Below are 16,879 nucleotides of genomic sequence, written 5' to 3' on the forward strand. Positions count from 1 at the left end.
AATGAAACAGATCAATAATAATACAACGGCAAAAAGAATAAAGGTTTTATCGCAAAGAAAGTTCGCTTATTGGGGATTAATGGCAGCTTCGATAATGGTTTTAGCGTCCTGTGGTCAAAAGAAAACAGAAGAAGTACCCGAAGAAGAAAAATCGCAAACAGAAATTGCTTTAAACGAATCGCAATATAAAACGGTTGGGATTGAAACAGGTCTGGTAGAAGACAGAAACCTGAATAAAGTCATCAAAGCCAACGGTTACACCACAGTACCGCCGCAAAATTCAGCCGAAGTTTCAACTCTCATCGGAGGAACAGTTAAGGATATTTTTGTTTTGGAAGGAACATATGTTAACAAAGGAAAAGTACTGGCAACCATTCAGAATCTGGAAGTAATCGAAATGCAGGAAGAATACCATTCGGCTGTAGCCAATATTGAATACCTGCAATTGGAATACAACCGCCAAAAAACACTGAGCGATGAAAATGTAAATCCAAGAAAAACATTTCAGGAAGTAAAATCAAAATTAGCGGCAGAAAGAGCCCGTGCACAGGCTGCGAAGAATAAATTGGAGGCTTTGCACGTAAGCACTAAAGGAAGTACTTCGTTAGTTCCGGTTGTAGCACCAATCAATGGCTATGTAGGGAAGATAAGCATCGCAAAAGGGGCTTATGCCCAAACCGGAGTAGTTTTGTTTGAAGTAGTGGATAACAGTCAGATGCATTTGGATTTGAACGTGTATGAAAAAGATTTGGGGTCCATTTCGATTGGTCAGGTGATAGATTTTGTTTTGACCAATCAGTCGAATAAATCCATTAAAGGGAAGATTTTCGGAATTAATAAGTCCTTTTCAAACGAAAGTAAAACCGTTGCGGTGCATGCTAAGATTGAATCTGCCGATGCCAAAGGACTGATTCCGGGTATGTACGTTTCGGCGAACATTAACATCACAAATGCTACTGTTCCTGCGTTACCAAAAGATGCTGTAGTTCGAAATGCCGATAAGTATTTTGTTTATGTGGAAGAAGAAGCACATGAAGAAAAGAAAACACCGGAAAAAGGAAATCATGAAAAAGAAGTTCATTTTAGAGCTGTGGAAGTCATTCCGGGCACAACAGATCTGGGCTTTACAGAAATCAAATTTGTAGAAAATGTTGAACCAAATGCAAAAATCGTAACAAAAGGAGCTTTCTATTTGCTTTCGGCTATGAAAGGCGGGGGAGAACATGATCATTAGATTTGGATTGATTGCAGATTTTAGATTGCAGATATTTGATTAACGATTTTTGATCTATGAAACTTGGAAATGCATCATTTTATTAATACTCAATTCAAAAATCGTTAATCTACAATCATTAATCTACAATCTCTTTTCTATTGCATCAAACTATTAATACAAAATCCGTAAATTTAGAACATTATTGAAACAAAGTTTAAACTTGAAACTTTGCAACCTAAAACTTTAAATTTCTCATGGAACATCTACATAAAGAAGAAAAGATTAAAAAGAATAAAATAAATCAACCCGGTTCCTGTTGCTCACACGACGAGCCTGTGCATTCAGACGATGACGGGCACGATCACAGTCATAGTGCGGATAGCGGATGGTTTAGAATGTTTTTACCCGCTATTATTTCCTTTGTTTTATTGCTGATTGGAATTGGATTCGATCAGTATTTTGAGCAGAAATGGTTTTCAGGACCTGTTAGAATCGCCTGGTATGTCATTGCTTATCTGCCGGTAGGATTCCCTGTTTTAAAAGAAGCTTACGAAAGCATCAGAAAAGGCGATGTGTTTTCAGAGTTTTTCCTGATGAGTATTGCCACCATCGGAGCATTTGCCATTGGAGAATTTCCGGAAGGGGTTGCTGTGATGTTGTTTTACACCATTGGGGAGAACTTTCAGGGAATGGCCGTCAGTCGTGCCAAATCAAACATTAAAAGCTTACTGGATCAGCGCCCTGATGAGGTAAGTGTTCTGGAAAATAATATTGCGACTAAAGTCAAAGCAGCCGATGTTGCCATTGGAGCAATCGTTCAGTTGAAAGCAGGAGAAAAACTGGGACTGGACGGAGAATTACTTTCTGATTCGGCTTCTTTTAACACCGCAGCACTTACGGGAGAAAGTAAACCGGACACCAAAGTAAAAGGAGAAACTGTTTTGGCCGGAATGATCAACGGAAGCACCATTGCATTGGTAAAAGTAACTGCAGCGTATAATGACAGTAAATTGTCCAAGATTCTGGAAATGGTTCAGAATGCTGTGACAAAAAAAGCTCCGGCAGAATTGTTCATTCGAAAGTTTGCTAAAATTTATACGCCGATTGTAGTCTATTTGGCGATTGCCATTTGCTTACTGCCGATGCTTTTCGTATCCGATTATGTGTTTAGTGACTGGTTGTACAGAGCATTGGTTTTTCTGGTAATTTCGTGCCCTTGTGCTTTGGTAATTAGCATTCCGCTGGGTTATTTTGGCGGAATCGGAGCGGCGAGCAAGAATGGTATCCTGTTTAAAGGAAGTAATTTTTTAGACAGTATCTCAACCATTCAGAATGTTGTCATGGACAAAACAGGTACGATGACCGAAGGTGTTTTTAAAGTTCAGGAAGTGATTATTCAGGACGGTTTTGAGAGAAACGAAATTTTAAAATTGGTCAATGTACTCGAAAGTCAGAGTACACACCCCGTTGCGACTGCGATTCACAATTATGTAGGACAAATTGATTCTTCGATACTATTGAAAAATGTCGAAGAGATTTCCGGACACGGATTGAAAGCGGAAATAAACGGAAAAGAACTGCATGTAGGGAATTTTAAACTGATGGATAAATTTGGGATCACTTACAATGTTGATCCCAATGCCGTGGTTTATACGACCATTGCTATTGCTTACGACAATAAGTTTGCCGGTTACTTAACGATAGCTGATGAAATAAAAGCAGATGCACAAGAGGCAGTAACGAAACTGAAAGCGCTCGGAGTTAAGGTAACGATGTTGAGCGGTGACAAAACCAATGTGGTGGGGTTTGTTGCCAGAACTTTAGGCATTACAAACGCTTTTGGAGATTTATTACCAGAAGATAAAGTCAATAAACTGAATGAAATTAAAGATAAAAACGAAACAGTTGCTTTTGTGGGGGATGGTGTAAACGATGCTCCGGTAATTGCTTTAAGTACGGTTGGAATCGCGATGGGAGGGTTGGGCAGTGATGCCACGATCGAAACTGCCGATGTGGTGATTCAGGACGATAAACCAAGCAAAATTCCGATGGCGATAAACATTGGAAAGCAGACTAAGAAAATCGTCTGGCAGAATATTACTCTGGCCTTTGTTGTAAAAGCGGTCGTACTTATTTTGGGTGCCGGCGGACTGGCGACCATGTGGGAAGCTGTTTTTGCTGATGTTGGCGTAGCCTTACTGGCTATTCTGAATGCTGTACGGATTCAGAAGATGAAGTTTTAAGATAAAGAAGCCGTTTCGAGAGTTAAATCTGAAACGGCTTTTTTTATAGGATTAATGCCTTTTGATTATTATTTTCTAAAACTTTAATTCAACAGAAGCTCCGTTATTCTCCAATCGCACTTCGGTTGTATTGTTTTTGGAAGGTATTTGAGTTGGATACCAGTTTCGATTGGGGCGTACCATAATTAGCAGACCTTCATCATCTCCAAGCGCAGCAAAGAGTTCACTATTGTCATTTTTGCTAAAGAATTCTAAACCGTGCTGGGTTATTAGTTGGTTCGCGAGGATCAGAGGATTTTCATTGACAATTCCAATTTCGCTAATGTTGAGTATCGATTGAGAACTAAAAGGTTCCGTTTGAGCATTGTTGAGGTCGTATCGGACGATGAATTCCAGTATGTTACCATTGTTATCATAAAAATAGATTGCGTTGGCATTCCAGTTCTCAAAATTAGCAATAACAGTAGTATCTTCAATAACAATTAGCTCCAGTTTGTCTTCAGCCCATTTAATAGCCTCTTGCAGCTTGTTTTGAGGAATATTAAAAGCAAAATGATAGATAGAGTTGAATTGCTGATTTTCGATGAATTTTAAAACCGATTTACCTGCCTCAATAGTAACCGACTTAGAATCTTTTTCAAGAATAGGAAGATTAAGTACGTTTTGATAGAATGCTGCTGTTTCCTGAATATTGCTGGTTTGAATCTGAAGGTGATGTAATTTCATGATGAGGTAGATTTATAAAGAGGCAGAAGCTTCTTTTCATTTCCAACAAATTTAAAAAAGGCCATTGGTATTCTAACGATCGTATCATTTTATACTTCGATGAATGTATTGTAAATTATGATGAGAAACAGCTCGTTGATAAGGTTATTTAGCACATTGAAACATAGATTTGTATTTAATAGTTTGTGTTGATCGTTTTTGCAAACGTTCCGCAATAGTCTTTAATCAGTTGTCTTACGGTGCGGAACTCCTGCATAATTTCGGCTTCTGTTCCTGTTGCTTTGGCCGGATCCGGGAAATTTTGATGAAATTTTTGAGCCTTACTTGGAAGAAAAGGACATTTTTCATGAGCATGATCACAAACTGTCAGGATAATATCAAAATGGATGTTTTGGTATTCATCAATGTGATTTGAAGTATGTCCTGAAATATCAATTCCATCCTCCTTCATTGTCGCTATAGCTTTTGGATTAACGCCATGAGTTTCAATGCCGGCGCTGTAAACCTGAGCCTTATCGCTTAAAAAGTGACGTAAATAACCTTCGGCGATCTGGCTTCGACAGCTATTTCCTGTACAAAGCACTAAAATATTTTTTGTCATAGTTTTAAACGAGTAACCAGATGATATTGATAATGCAAAATTTAGGTTCGAAGCCATAAATCAGTTGCAGTACAATAACAGCAGTAGTGATTATAATTGGTTTTTTATAGGTATGAAAGAGAGTGCCCATGGCTTAACAGCAGCCTGAATTAGGTGAACAGGAATTTGTTTTGTCCTTGTTTAATTCAATAAAACCAGATGGTGATGGAATTCCACAGGCATCTTGTGCCAGACAGGCTGTGACTTTGCTTTTCAATACGAAATGATTGCCATTAAATTCTAAATCATACCTCCCGATAGTTTCATTTTGATATTCAACTTCGATATTCAGGTCTTCAATATTTAGTTTTTCTTCTGAAAGCTTAATGATGTGTAAAAGTTTGCCGGGTTTTAGCCGATGTTCATAATCGTCTGCATTCCAAAGCTGAAAGTTGACACTTTTTTCATGACGAATTACACCGCCGCAATCGATAAAATCTTTAGTAATCATTCCCACTTCAGTAACGTGAAAGTGTTCCGGAACAAAAGCTCCGTTTTCTAGTTGAAATTCTACTTTTTCAAGAGTAGGCAGTAATTTTTTAATGTCTGATAGTTTCATCTTCTTTATGTTTATAGATATAATGCAATATTGCGATATAGTAAGCTAAAAAAAGCCTTTAACAGCATTTTTGATTTTTTGCAATGGTAATAATACCGGAAAAGTAGGTATTTAGAAGGTCAAAAGTTTCTTCATTAATGCAATAGCAGATGGCGTTGCCCTCAATATTTCCTTTTATAAGTCCCGCATTTTTTAGTTCTTTAAGATGTTGGGAAACTGTAGGCTGTGCCAGAGGCAACTCATTTACGATATCCCCGCAAATACATTCGTTTACTTTTAACAGATATTCAATTATAGCAATTCTGGCCGGATGCCCCAGTGCTTTAGCTATAGTGGCGATCTGATTTTGTTTATCTGTAAAATGTTCTGTTTTAGAAGCTCCCATGTGATTTAAAATATAATATTGCAATATTACGATATAAACTTTAAAATCAAAGGATTTATTTTAGAATTTTTAAATAAGGTGAGTTGAATTATTGATTCCGATGTTGGAACGCTAAAATTATGAAACACATAAAAACATAGATTTGTATTCTTAAAAGAGAGAACAAAAGAGAAATTCATTTCTTTCGTCCCGAGGCATCGGGACATTTTATTTGAAGTGAAACGCCTTTTTCTGCATTTCGATCTATGTTTCTATGTGTTTAAAATTTTTAAGTTGAGAAAATCCCCCTTTAAAAAGCTTCTTTTCTATTGTTTTTGAAATTTCCCCAGCCCAAACCAATCAATAACAGACTAAAAAGCAACAATGGCAAAAAGGCTTTTAGACAATTAGTTTGTGAGGAATCGGTGAAAGTCTCTACCTTAAACTTTGACCAGTTTTCCTCTACGACTGGGGCATTTTCAAATATTTTTGGATAAAAGTAAAGCCTCATTTTTTCATGAAAACGCTGGGTTTCCTTCAAAAATAAAAGCTGGTTTCCTAAATCAGATTTGGCAATTTCATTCAGTTGGAGCTGTGCGTGCAAGGTTGGAACGAACAAGGCAATCAACTGACTGACCTTGTTGCGCTGTTCCAGTTTAGTTTGCAGTTCCTGAGATTGTTTTACCGAATCGTCGTCGCCCGCCTGCTGCATGGCGTAGTACCAAAGCCAGTTAAACTCTGTATGGGGTAAAGGATATCGCTTGAATTGCGGATAATGCTGATAGAATTTATCCATTGTGATCTTCTTATCCATATCCCATTTTTCATGATAAGCATTTCGTTGTTTGACAGTCAGTTCCAAAGCTTCCGGAATAGTATATTTATTTACGATATACGTATTGATTACCGCCGGCAGAATTATAATCAGAAACAGCCAGATCGTGAGCAAAATAACCGCATTGAAGTTGGAGTTTTTTTGAAGAGAAACGATAAAAAAGCTGACTGCAAACCAGAACAAAATGTATAAAACACTTATTCCGTAAAAGGTGAGAAGTGAGAAATCAGGCGGAATCGCTAAAATAAGAACAGCTAATAAAAGTAAAAAAGTGAACAACACGATCAAACTTAAAATCCTGATGTAAAACAATTTCAGAATGTATACAAAAGTGTTCTCGCTTTGTGTAGAAACAATCTTCCAGGTACCGCTTTCTTTTTCTTCCGAAACCAGATTGTATGAGAATGCAATGATTAAAAGGGGAAACAGATAAATCAAGACAAAACTAAAATCGATATTTCCGGATAAAAGATTGTTCGGGTTATTGAGCTCTGCGTCGTATTTCTGACCTTCCAACCCCCGAATTGTAACGCTTTGAATCGACGGATTTACATCGCGCTGACCAATGGCGAGAGGATTCAGAGGCAATGTTTTATTGATAAGTGAAAATTTGATGTAGTAGAGCAGGAGCCCCATTTCGTCTTTGTGAAAAGCGGCATTTCGTGCGATATGCTCTTTTTGGTACAGCGCAGCCTCTGCAATATTGTTTTGCTGCTTTTGCTGAAACTGCTGTCCGATTAAAATACCGATGAATCCGATGAGTAACAGAAATACCAATCCAATTTTGGCGCCTTTTGATCGAATGAAATTTTTAAAAAGTAATACTAACATACTAGATGGCTTTAAGGTTTTTGGCTGCAATTCGAAGAAGAATAAAAAGCGCTATGATCCATAGAAAAATAGAGACTATAGAGAGGATTTCGGATTTTAAAATAGCCGGGATTTCTTTTGGCTCATAATGAAATTCTTCCAGATCAGCCCAGTGTTCTTTGCTGATGGATAAAGGCTTGTCGTTTGGTCCCGGCTTTTTATTACTGATGTATTTAACTTGAAGAGCATTCATCTTTTGCGCCATTGTATAGCGGTAAATTTCAGCCTGCTTCTGAAAATCGATATAGGAACTATAATCTGTATTCGATAATCCCATAGAAAGGTTTCGGATTGCGATATAAGGATTCAGGAATGAAACGGCTTTAGAAAAACTGTTCTGCTGGTCGTAAACTTTTAAAAGATTCTCTAAATGTTCGTTATAAATACGCGAACTGATTTTTTCTCCTTCCGTCATGATAAATCCCGAATAATTAAACGGCAGTTTTTGTACCGAATCGACTTTGTAGGCGCGTAACAAAGAATCTTTTATGGCTTTGTAGTGAATGTCGTTCGGGTTGTGGCTGTCGCCTTGTTTCAGAATGTCTTTCTCAATATCACTGTTGAACTGTATTTTGGAAGGGGCTTCGTAAAGATAGGCGCCAATTGCCTGAGTGGTTCTAGGCAAAATAATAGTAAGAACCAGCCAGATTCCGATTAAGGAAATCAATGCTTTTTTAGAAGTTTTACTCGCAGCGGAAACCAAAACAGCAATGACACAAAAGAACATCAGGTAAATAAAATGAAACAGTACGAACAATATCATTTTGATGGTTTCATCGGTTGAAATAGTAAAATCCTGCAATAACAGCCAAAGGAGTACAAGAACCAATATAGTAGGAACAAAAATGAGCAGAATGGCACTTGCAACCCCTAATATTTTACCTCTTAAGAGTTGTTTCCAACTGATTCCCTGGCTTAAAATTAATTTTAAAGTTCCGTTTTCTCTTTCGGCTGCGACAGCATTAAATCCTAAGAAAAAAATCAACAGGGGCAATAAAAGCTGTAAAACCATGGCAATACTAATCTCTCCAAAACGAAGCATACTGTTAGAAAAACCTGCTTCTGAGAAATTGGCACTGTTCTGTTTGTGCGCTTCGAGAAAGATCGCATTTCCGAAAAACGGTTCCATTCCGAATTCAAAAACGCTCAGGAGAGTACTCTTTCTAAAAGCAAAGTTCCCGTAATGAGCCATTCGGTGCGGGTTCTTATCCGGATTATTCAGCCAGTCTTCACGTGATTCTTGCTGGTATTTTTCGCTCGTCTGATTTTGGTTGCTGTAATTTTCCCAACCTGAAAAAGCGGCGTAAAGCAATATGATACCAATAAAAGCTGTAATGATATAGACGGCTGTATTTTTAAAAACGGCCTTTTTTAAATGTCCGGCAATTAAAATTTCTTTGTGTAGTAACATGATACAGTTTAAAATTTATAAGTTACAGTAAGACTGAAGTTGCGTGGAGCTCCCGGAAACAGACGCAGGTAATTCTGAGCACCCAGCCAGTACGTTTTATTGAGTAAATTGCCCGCATTAAGAGCAATTTGCATATTGCTTTTGTTGGGTTTATAGTACAACGCGGCATCGAAAACCGTAAAATCAGGCAGTGTAAAGGCTCTTGTGAACCAAGGCACTTTGCTGCTTTGGTATTGCATTCCAAAACCAATTCCGAGATCTTTCAAAGCCGAATCAGAATTGAAATTGTATCTCGTCCATAAATTAGCACTGTTTTTTGGTGTATTTTGTTTTTGGGCACCAATTAATGACGGATCACGATCGTTGGTGATTTTCGCATCAATATAACTGTAAGAAGCATTTATTTGCCAGTCGGCCGTAATAAAACCGGCTATATCACACTCAAAGCCACGGCTTCTTTCAGCACCTCTGGTTACCAGTAAATCCGGATTTGCAGGGTCGTTGGCATTCATGAGAATGTTGCGCTGATTGATTTCGTAAACAGCAGCATTAAAACTTACCAAATTGTCGAAAAAAGTAGCCTTTAGTCCAACTTCCTTTAAATTACTTTTCAGTGGATCAAACAAACTTCCTGCCGGAAGGCTTCCGGTTTGAGGCATCAAAGTCACTGTGTTCGATTGCGGCTGATAACCTTCCAGATAAGTGGTGTAAATATTTATCTGATTGTTCACGGCATAAGTTACCCCAATACGCGGCAAGAGTGCTGTTTTTTTTACGATCAGTTCGTTGTTGGACTCATAATTGGTAATGTCTTTAAACCATTCTTGTCTCAACCCCAGCAAAAAGGTAAATTTCTCCCATTGTACCTGATCCTGAATGTAAATAGCGTTCGTAGTGGTTAAAGCAGAGGGTAATGCTGTACGAACATTCAGCGTATAATCGTCAGGACTTGTTAAAGTATAGGTTGGATTGTTCAGGTTGAAATAGTTGACATTGGGTTTAGGTAAAACCACTCCGTCCACTGTAATGGTTTGGTAATTGGCTGAGTTTGCAGCAACAAATGAAGGGGCGACCGTTCCGTCTTTCAGCAAATAACCTCTTGCCGCATTTTGTCCGCCGCCTTTGGTTTTGTTCCAGCTGCTCAAATCGTAACCTGTCAATACTTTATGCTTCAGTTTTCCGGTTTTTATATCAAAATTGAAATAAGCACTTAAGTTATCAATGTCCCAATACTGCTGACGCTGTACAAACTGCATCATGGCCAGATTGCTAACCGGTTTATTGTTCATATCGACAGCAAAAGCATTTGTCGTTCTATGTTCCTGAAGATCTTCTGTCCAGGTTTGTTTCATATACGAAGCGTTAAAACCCACTTTTGAACTGAATTTATGTGCAAAATTCGTCATCAGAATCATTTCTTTCGATTTAAAAAAATCACTTGGAGCTCCCAAGTTCAGACTAATTGGGGTTTTGTTTAGACTTGTAACACCTGCAACGGCGCCAAAAATAGGCTGTCCGCGATCCAGAACTCCAGTCATGTTGCTTAAAATCAGTTCGGTATTGATCGCCGTTTTTTCATTCGGAATGTAACTGAATGATGGAGAAATCAAAAACGATTTGTTACGCACCAGATCCCGAAACGATTTGGCTTCCTGATACGCTCCGTTTACGCGATACAAAAGTGTTTTGGATTCGTTCAATGGGCCTGTAAAATCTAAGGTTCCGCGCAAGGTGCTAAAGCTTCCTGCGGTCAGGCTTATCTCTTTTCGATCAATGGCCAATGGTTTTTTAGTCACCAGATTGATACTTCCACCCGGATCTACCGATGAAAATGTAGCACTCGAAGGGCCTTTAATCACTTCAACTCTTTCAATATTGGTAGTCAGCGGCTGTAAAAAGTAATATTGGCGCGTTCGCATACCGTTTATAATCTGACCTTCTTCATTTTGACTGATTCCGCGAATAGTATATTGATTGTAATAACTTGCCGGGATCACGCCACTGGCCATTTTTACAGCATCAGCCAGATAAATAGCACCTTTGTCGGCAATTAGTTCTTTGGTGATCGTGGAAATGGATTGTGGGATATCTTTGTTGAGAGCGGCTGTTTTTGTGGCTGCAAAAGAATAATCGCTATTGTATTTTTTGGTTGAACGGCCAATGATTTCAACCGTTTGTAATTGAGTGTGTTCGGGTTTTATCCTGACAGAATCTTTCGGAATACTATCCGATATCTTTTTATTAACGGTTTGCGATTGGGCAAACGAAGTAATACTTAATAAAAATAGTGAGAAAATATAGTGTTTCATTTTTTTGGATTGGATGGAGAAAGTAATTTCTCTTTATACAGTTTGTAAATACAAATCTTCGAGTTCGTTTGCCGAGATTTTATCGGCCTCGATAACGGTAACAAGGTTTCCCTGTCTCATAATGCCAATATGAGAAGCAACTTCCCGTGCTCTGAAAATATCGTGTGTCGCCATTAGTATGGCTGTTCCATCAGCTGAAAGTTCTTTTAGTATTTGGGAAAACTCGTTGGAAGCTTTCGGGTCTAAACCACTCGTAGGTTCATCCAGTAAGAGCACTTTGGCTTTTTTGGCAATCGCAATCGCAATTCCCACTTTTTGACGCATTCCTTTAGAATAACCGCCTAAATTTTGATGGTGCGCCTTGATCTGAAGCCCCGCTTTTGACAGGAAATAAGTCAGTTCCCCCTGCGAATATTTGAATCCTGCCAGCGATGAGAAGAATTTTAAGTTTTCCAGACCGGTAAGATTAGGATACAGCATTACGGTTTCGGGGATATAAGCAACATATTTTTTCGTTTCCTGTGCGTTGTCGATGACGGATATGTCGTTAATTTTTAGTTCTCCGTCTGTTGGAGCAATAAAACCTAGAAAAAGGTTGATTGTGGTGGTTTTTCCGGCACCATTTTGCCCCAATAAAGCAAAAATTTCCCCTTCTTTAATGGTTAAGTTGAGTTTGTTTAAAGCAATATGATCACCATATTTTTTTGTTAGATTTTCAGCTATAAGCATAGTTTTGATGTATTTGGATGATTTTTAGTACAGGTTTTCATTTCCAGCACCTTATAATGACAGCTTTTAGAACTGAAACATTTTAATCGGTGACGAAATGGGAAGAGAAGAGAATTTACTGACAACAGCCGAAGAGATAAGCAAATTGGATATACCAGAATGCCTTTCGCATCTTAAATTGGAGCTGTTGTATTGAAAACAGACCAAGTAAGACTACAAATACGTTTTTGCCTGATCTTTGAAAAAGACAAGCAAAAGTTATTTTTTAATTTTTCGGGTGAAAATGCAGTAAACTAGAGAATAGAAGGTGGTGCCCGGAGAGCAAAAAGACTGCCTTTGAAAACAACAGAAACTGTTTTTTCGTAAAAGAACAAGCTGAAAGTTTCAACACTTACTTTAAGAAAAGAGTACGTTTGAAAGCTATTTGTAATAAAGGTGCTAAAGGTAAAATGACAAATCTGACAGTTGTTGTCTACTGAGTGGCTGTGTGTGATTTGCTTTTGTCCTTCAATGTAAGAGTGCTCGCAATGTTTACTGGTTAGCTGTTTGTAAACATGTTCGTAAGAATGCAGCGTCTGAAACAGCATTGCAAACAATACGGTTACAGACATAAAAAGATGAATTAATACAATTTTCTTTTTCATTCTTGAATAGAGAAGTCCCATTTTTAAAGGACTTGATAACTTATAAACTAACGCAACGTTGTTGCAAATATAGATATCTTATTTAAAAATGCACCAGAATCGCTTATTATTTTATGGTGTAGGGCTGAATAGGGCAACTTTTTTTCTGTAGTTTTTTTGAGTTTTCATAAGATGCAGTTGCATTTCAGGCCGTTTTTGAGGAGCATTTTTGGAATAATCTAAAATTAAAATAGACAGCACCAAAAATATCAGTGTTACACTTTAGAAACTATTTTGACAATATTATTCGTGTTAACATCGTTGTTTATTAGCAGTTATCTAAGTTATTGCTGGTGATCCTGTTATAGATTCTTTATTTTTACAGGAAACGGATAGTGATCGGATTAGATGGCAATTCAATTCTTGATTTGACATGAGCTCTACAAAGTGTCAATTTTATAAACGGGCGTTCTGCTCCATAAAAAAAGTAAATTATGAAAATAGGTTTAATTGGATTTGGAAAAACGGGAAAGTCAGTAGCAACTGTATTACTGGAAAACAATAAATTTTGTCTGGAATGGGTTTTAAGAAAAAGTACTGTTCTGGAAAAGAGATCTGTTTCAGAGTTTTTGGGCATTCCGTCAGAAGAACAAGGGATAATTTACTCGAGTTCTAAAACGTCAATGGAGGAATTACTGGACAAACATCCTGTAGATGTTATTATTGATTTCTCTTCAACTGATGGTATTTATACCTACGGAGAGCAGGCAGCACAGCGAAAGGTCAAGATTATCTCGGCTATTTCTCACTACAAAGACAAAGAGCTGCAGTTACTAAAGAAACTAGCACATAAAACGACGGTCTTTTGGTCACCCAATATTACGCTTGGAGTCAATTATTTGCTTTTTGCTGCTAAATTTTTAAAGAAAATTGCTCCCTGGGTGGATATTGAAGTAAATGAAGAACATTTTAAGAAGAAAGAAGGAACTTCGGGAACAGCGGTTAAAATTGCAGAAGCTCTGGAAATCGATAAAGACAATATCAACTCAGTAAGGGCAGGAGGAATAGTAGGTAAGCACGAGGTTATATTTGGATTTCCCTATCAGACGGTTCGTTTGATTCACGAATCGATCTCGAGGGAAGCATTTGGAAACGGAGTTGTTTTTGTTGCCGAAAATCTGAAAAGCAAACCCAAAGGGTTATATAATTTTGAAGATATTTTAACGCCTTATTTTACCGTCTGATCTAATAAAGTAAACCCGACAGGTTTTTGAAACCTGTCGGGTTTGTTTTTTATGTCGATTTTATTTTAAAAAACACATAGAAGCATAGAAATAATGGGGCAAAAAGGTTTCAAAATGAAATACATTTCTTCCGCATGGCTTGTTGCTTGTATTTTCGACTTATGAAATGGTATTTCTGAGTTTGATACGTCTATGTTTCTATGTGTATCTTAAATGATTTAAATGTTATTTTTTAAAAATTAAAGCTTTGGTATATTCCGCATTCATTTTGGCGATCGAAAGAATCGAAATCCCTTGCGGGCATTCAATTTCACAGGCCCTGGTGTCTGAGCAGTTTCCAAAACCTTCGGCATCCATTTGGCTAACCATGCTCAGTACTCTTTTTGAGGCTTCAATTTGTCCCTGTGGCAACAAAGCCAAATGGGTGATTTTAGCTCCTGTGAACAAGGCCGCACTGGCATTTTTACAAGTGGCTACGCAGGCACCACACCCAATACAGGCTGCCGCATCAAAAGACGCTTCGGCAGTTTCGTAAGATATTGGGATACTGTTGGCTTCAGGAGCCTGACCCGTTGAAGCTCCAATAAAGCCACCGGATGCAATGATGGTATCAAAAGCCGAACGGTCAATTTTTAAGTCTCTCAGTACAGGAAAAGCTTTTGCCCGAAAAGGTTCAATATAAATAGTATCCCCATCTTTAAAACTTCTCATATGAAGCTGGCAAGTCGTGGTATTTTTTAGAGGTCCATGAGCTCTTCCGTTGATCATCACACCGCATTGTCCGCAGATTCCTTCCCGACAATCGTGATCGAATTCAATAACACGTTCTTTCTTCTGAATTAAAGATTCATTCAAAAGATCGAGCATTTCCAGAAAGGACATATGTTCTGAAACCTCATCTATTTCATAATCGGTCATTTTTCCTTTATCAGAAGTATCCGATTGCCGCCATATTTTAAGAGATAGTTTCATATTTCTTCAGCTTTTGATTATTTGTAACTTCTTACTGCCAGTTCAACCGATTCGAATACGAGAGGTTCTTTGTGTAATTCAGGTGGTTTGGCTTCTCCTTTCCATTCCCATGCTGAAACATAGCAGAAATCATCGTCATTTCGTACCGCTTCGCCATCGGGAGTTTGGTATTCTTCACGAAAGTGAGCTCCACAGGATTCTTCTCTTTGAAGAGCATCGTAGCACATTAATTCGGCCAGCTCTATGTAGTCGGCAATTCGGCCAGCTTTTTCGAGTTCACTGTTTAAGGTATCATCTCCGGTAATCAGTAAATCCTTTTCAAAAGAAGCTTTCAGCGCTTTTATATCTTCGATGGCTTCTTCCAGTTTTTCTTTGCTTCTCGAAAGACCACATTTTTCATAAAGTAATCGTCCAATTTTTTTATGAAAATGATCGGTTGAAAGTGTGCCTTTACTGTTTAAAAAACGATCAAGCTGCGCTCTCACGGATTTTTCGGCTTCTTTAAAAGCAGGGTGGTCGATGGTGGCTTTTGGAGCGTTTAATTCTCCTGCCAAATAATTCGGAATCGTATAGGGTGCTATAAAATAACCGTCCACGCAAGCCTGAAGCAAAGAATTCGCTCCGAGTCTGTTAGCGCCATGATCGGCAAAATTGGCTTCTCCCAAAGCAAATAGTCCAGGAATACTGGTCATTAACTCATAATCGACCCAAAGTCCGCCCATAGTAAAGTGGGCAGCGGGAGAAATTAGCATGGGTTCTTTGTAAGCGTTGATGCCGGTAATTTTTTCATACATGGCAAACAAATTGCTGTATTTGGCTTCAATAGTATTTTTTCCCTGTGCTTTTATAGCATCTGAAAAGTCAAGATAAATAGCGTTTTTCATTGGTCCGACACCATGTCCGGCGTCAATTCGTTCTTTAGCCGCTCTGGAGGAAATGTCGCGTGGTGCGAGATTTCCAAAAGAAGGATAACGGCGTTCCAGATAATAATCCCGTTCTTCTTCGGGGATGGTATTGGGATTTCGTGCGTCTTCTGCTTTTTTCGGAACCCAGATTCGACCGTCGTTCCGCAAAGACTCTGACATTAAAGTGAGTTTAGATTGATTGGCTCCGTGTTGCGGAAGTGAGGTGGGGTGGAACTGAATCCAGCTTACTCCAGCCATATAAGCACCTTTTTTATGTGCTCTCCAAATAGCAGAACTGTTGCAGCCCATAGCGAGTGTAGAAAGATAGTATACTTTCCCGTAGCCTCCCGAAGCCAGCACAACTGCATCGGCAACATGGCGTTCTAAAGCTCCTGTTTCGAGATTTCGGGCTATAATGCCTTTTGCTTTTCCGTCAATAATAACCAGTTCCAGCATCTCATGACGGGTGTGCATGGTTACTTTTCCTAAGGATACCTGACGCAATAATCCCTGATAAGCTCCCAGTAAAAGCTGCTGTCCGGTTTGTCCGCGTGCGTAGAATGTTCTCGAAACCTGTACACCTCCAAACGATCTGTTGTTTAAATAACCGGCATATTCTCTCGCAAAAGGAACGCCCTGCGCCACGGCATGGTCTATTAAATGTGCCGAACACTCTGCCAAACGATATACATTAGCTTCGCGGGATCTGAAATCACCTCCTTTGATGGTATCGTAAAACATTCTAAAGGTGCTGTCGCCATCGTTTTTGTAGTTTTTGGCAGCGTTAACTCCTCCTTGTGCCGCCACAGAGTGGGCACGTCGGGCAGAATCCTGAAAACAAAACGATTGAATATTATAACCTTGTTCGGCCAAAGACGCTGCGCAGGAAGCACCTGCAAGTCCGGTTCCAACAACAATAACGTTCAGTTTTTTTCTGTTGGCCGGGTTTACAAGCTTTGCTTTTGCTTTGTAATTGTTCCATTTATCAGCTAGTGGACCTTCGGGTATTTTGGAGTCAATCATTTTTATTTTAGTTTAAAATGAATTTATACACAAATTTTATAAGTGACTTGATTTAAAAGGAGGTCTAATTTACTATAAAAAAATGGTTTTTTGTAAAGAAAAAACTATTATTTGAACTGTTTATTGCAATTCAAAATAATTGGTTTAGGGGGTTAGCACCCAGATTTAGCGGATTTGGCAGATTTTTTCAGTTGTTGGTTCACTTTTGTT

14 protein-coding genes are annotated in these 16,879 nt (G+C 38.5%); 3 read left to right on the plus strand and 11 right to left on the minus strand.

From position 1 onward, the window contains the following. Position 1: 1 nt before the first annotated feature. Entirely contained in the window at positions 2 to 1,234 is a 1,233-nt protein-coding gene (locus ACAM30_RS17320) for an efflux RND transporter periplasmic adaptor subunit (RefSeq protein ID WP_369615825.1), read from the plus strand. Positions 1,235 to 1,470: 236 nt separating this feature from the next. After that, positions 1,471 to 3,459, plus strand: coding sequence for a heavy metal translocating P-type ATPase (locus tag ACAM30_RS17325; protein ID WP_369615826.1), 1,989 nt, complete (start codon positions 1,471 to 1,473; stop codon positions 3,457 to 3,459). A gap of 75 nt (positions 3,460 to 3,534) precedes the next feature. Here the strand turns inward: ACAM30_RS17325 and ACAM30_RS17330 are convergent, their stop codons facing one another. The 9 genes from ACAM30_RS17330 to ACAM30_RS17370 form a co-directional block, all read right to left on the minus strand. Then, positions 3,535 to 4,185 (minus strand): VOC family protein, encoded by a 651-nt coding sequence (locus tag ACAM30_RS17330; protein ID WP_369615827.1) that lies wholly within the window; start codon positions 4,183 to 4,185, stop codon positions 3,535 to 3,537. A gap of 175 nt (positions 4,186 to 4,360) precedes the next feature. Then, positions 4,361 to 4,786, minus strand: coding sequence for an arsenate reductase ArsC (locus ACAM30_RS17335; RefSeq protein ID WP_369615828.1), 426 nt, complete (start codon positions 4,784 to 4,786; stop codon positions 4,361 to 4,363). 133 nt (positions 4,787 to 4,919) lie between these two features. After that, positions 4,920 to 5,384 (minus strand): DUF6428 family protein, encoded by a 465-nt coding sequence (locus tag ACAM30_RS17340; RefSeq protein WP_369615829.1) that lies wholly within the window; start codon positions 5,382 to 5,384, stop codon positions 4,920 to 4,922. Positions 5,385 to 5,442: 58 nt separating this feature from the next. Then, positions 5,443 to 5,769, minus strand: a complete 327-nt coding sequence (locus ACAM30_RS17345; RefSeq protein ID WP_369615830.1) for an ArsR/SmtB family transcription factor — start codon at positions 5,767 to 5,769, stop codon at positions 5,443 to 5,445. A 289-nt stretch (positions 5,770 to 6,058) separates the two neighbouring features. Continuing rightward, positions 6,059 to 7,414 (minus strand): ABC transporter permease, encoded by a 1,356-nt coding sequence (locus ACAM30_RS17350; RefSeq protein ID WP_369615831.1) that lies wholly within the window; start codon positions 7,412 to 7,414, stop codon positions 6,059 to 6,061. Position 7,415: 1 nt separating this feature from the next. Further along, positions 7,416 to 8,864, minus strand: coding sequence for an ABC transporter permease (locus tag ACAM30_RS17355; RefSeq protein ID WP_369615832.1), 1,449 nt, complete (start codon positions 8,862 to 8,864; stop codon positions 7,416 to 7,418). Between the two features lie 8 nt (positions 8,865 to 8,872). Next, positions 8,873 to 11,173, minus strand: coding sequence for a TonB-dependent siderophore receptor (locus tag ACAM30_RS17360; protein WP_369615833.1), 2,301 nt, complete (start codon positions 11,171 to 11,173; stop codon positions 8,873 to 8,875). Between the two features lie 33 nt (positions 11,174 to 11,206). Continuing rightward, the gene (locus tag ACAM30_RS17365) at positions 11,207 to 11,902 is read right to left on the minus strand and encodes an ABC transporter ATP-binding protein (RefSeq protein WP_264529922.1); all 696 of its coding nucleotides are present in this window, start codon (positions 11,900 to 11,902) and stop codon (positions 11,207 to 11,209) included. 293 nt (positions 11,903 to 12,195) lie between these two features. Beyond that, positions 12,196 to 12,546 (minus strand): hypothetical protein, encoded by a 351-nt coding sequence (locus ACAM30_RS17370; protein WP_369615834.1) that lies wholly within the window; start codon positions 12,544 to 12,546, stop codon positions 12,196 to 12,198. A 473-nt stretch (positions 12,547 to 13,019) separates the two neighbouring features. Between ACAM30_RS17370 and ACAM30_RS17375 the strand changes: the two genes are divergently transcribed. Beyond that, on the plus strand, positions 13,020 to 13,769 hold the full coding sequence (locus tag ACAM30_RS17375; protein ID WP_369615835.1) for a 4-hydroxy-tetrahydrodipicolinate reductase: 750 nt from the start codon (positions 13,020 to 13,022) through the stop codon (positions 13,767 to 13,769). Between the two features lie 225 nt (positions 13,770 to 13,994). On the opposite strand, the gene ACAM30_RS17380 is transcribed toward ACAM30_RS17375, so the two are convergent. Continuing rightward, positions 13,995 to 14,741, minus strand: a complete 747-nt coding sequence (locus tag ACAM30_RS17380; RefSeq protein WP_369615836.1) for a succinate dehydrogenase/fumarate reductase iron-sulfur subunit — start codon at positions 14,739 to 14,741, stop codon at positions 13,995 to 13,997. A gap of 17 nt (positions 14,742 to 14,758) precedes the next feature. Then, a complete protein-coding gene (locus ACAM30_RS17385) occupies positions 14,759 to 16,669 on the minus strand; it encodes a fumarate reductase/succinate dehydrogenase flavoprotein subunit (RefSeq protein ID WP_369615837.1) in 1,911 nt (636 codons plus the stop codon). Positions 16,670 to 16,879: the final 210 nt, after the last annotated feature.

Source organism: Flavobacterium sp. CFS9 (assembly GCF_041154745.1).
Lineage (GTDB): Bacteria > Bacteroidota > Bacteroidia > Flavobacteriales > Flavobacteriaceae > Flavobacterium.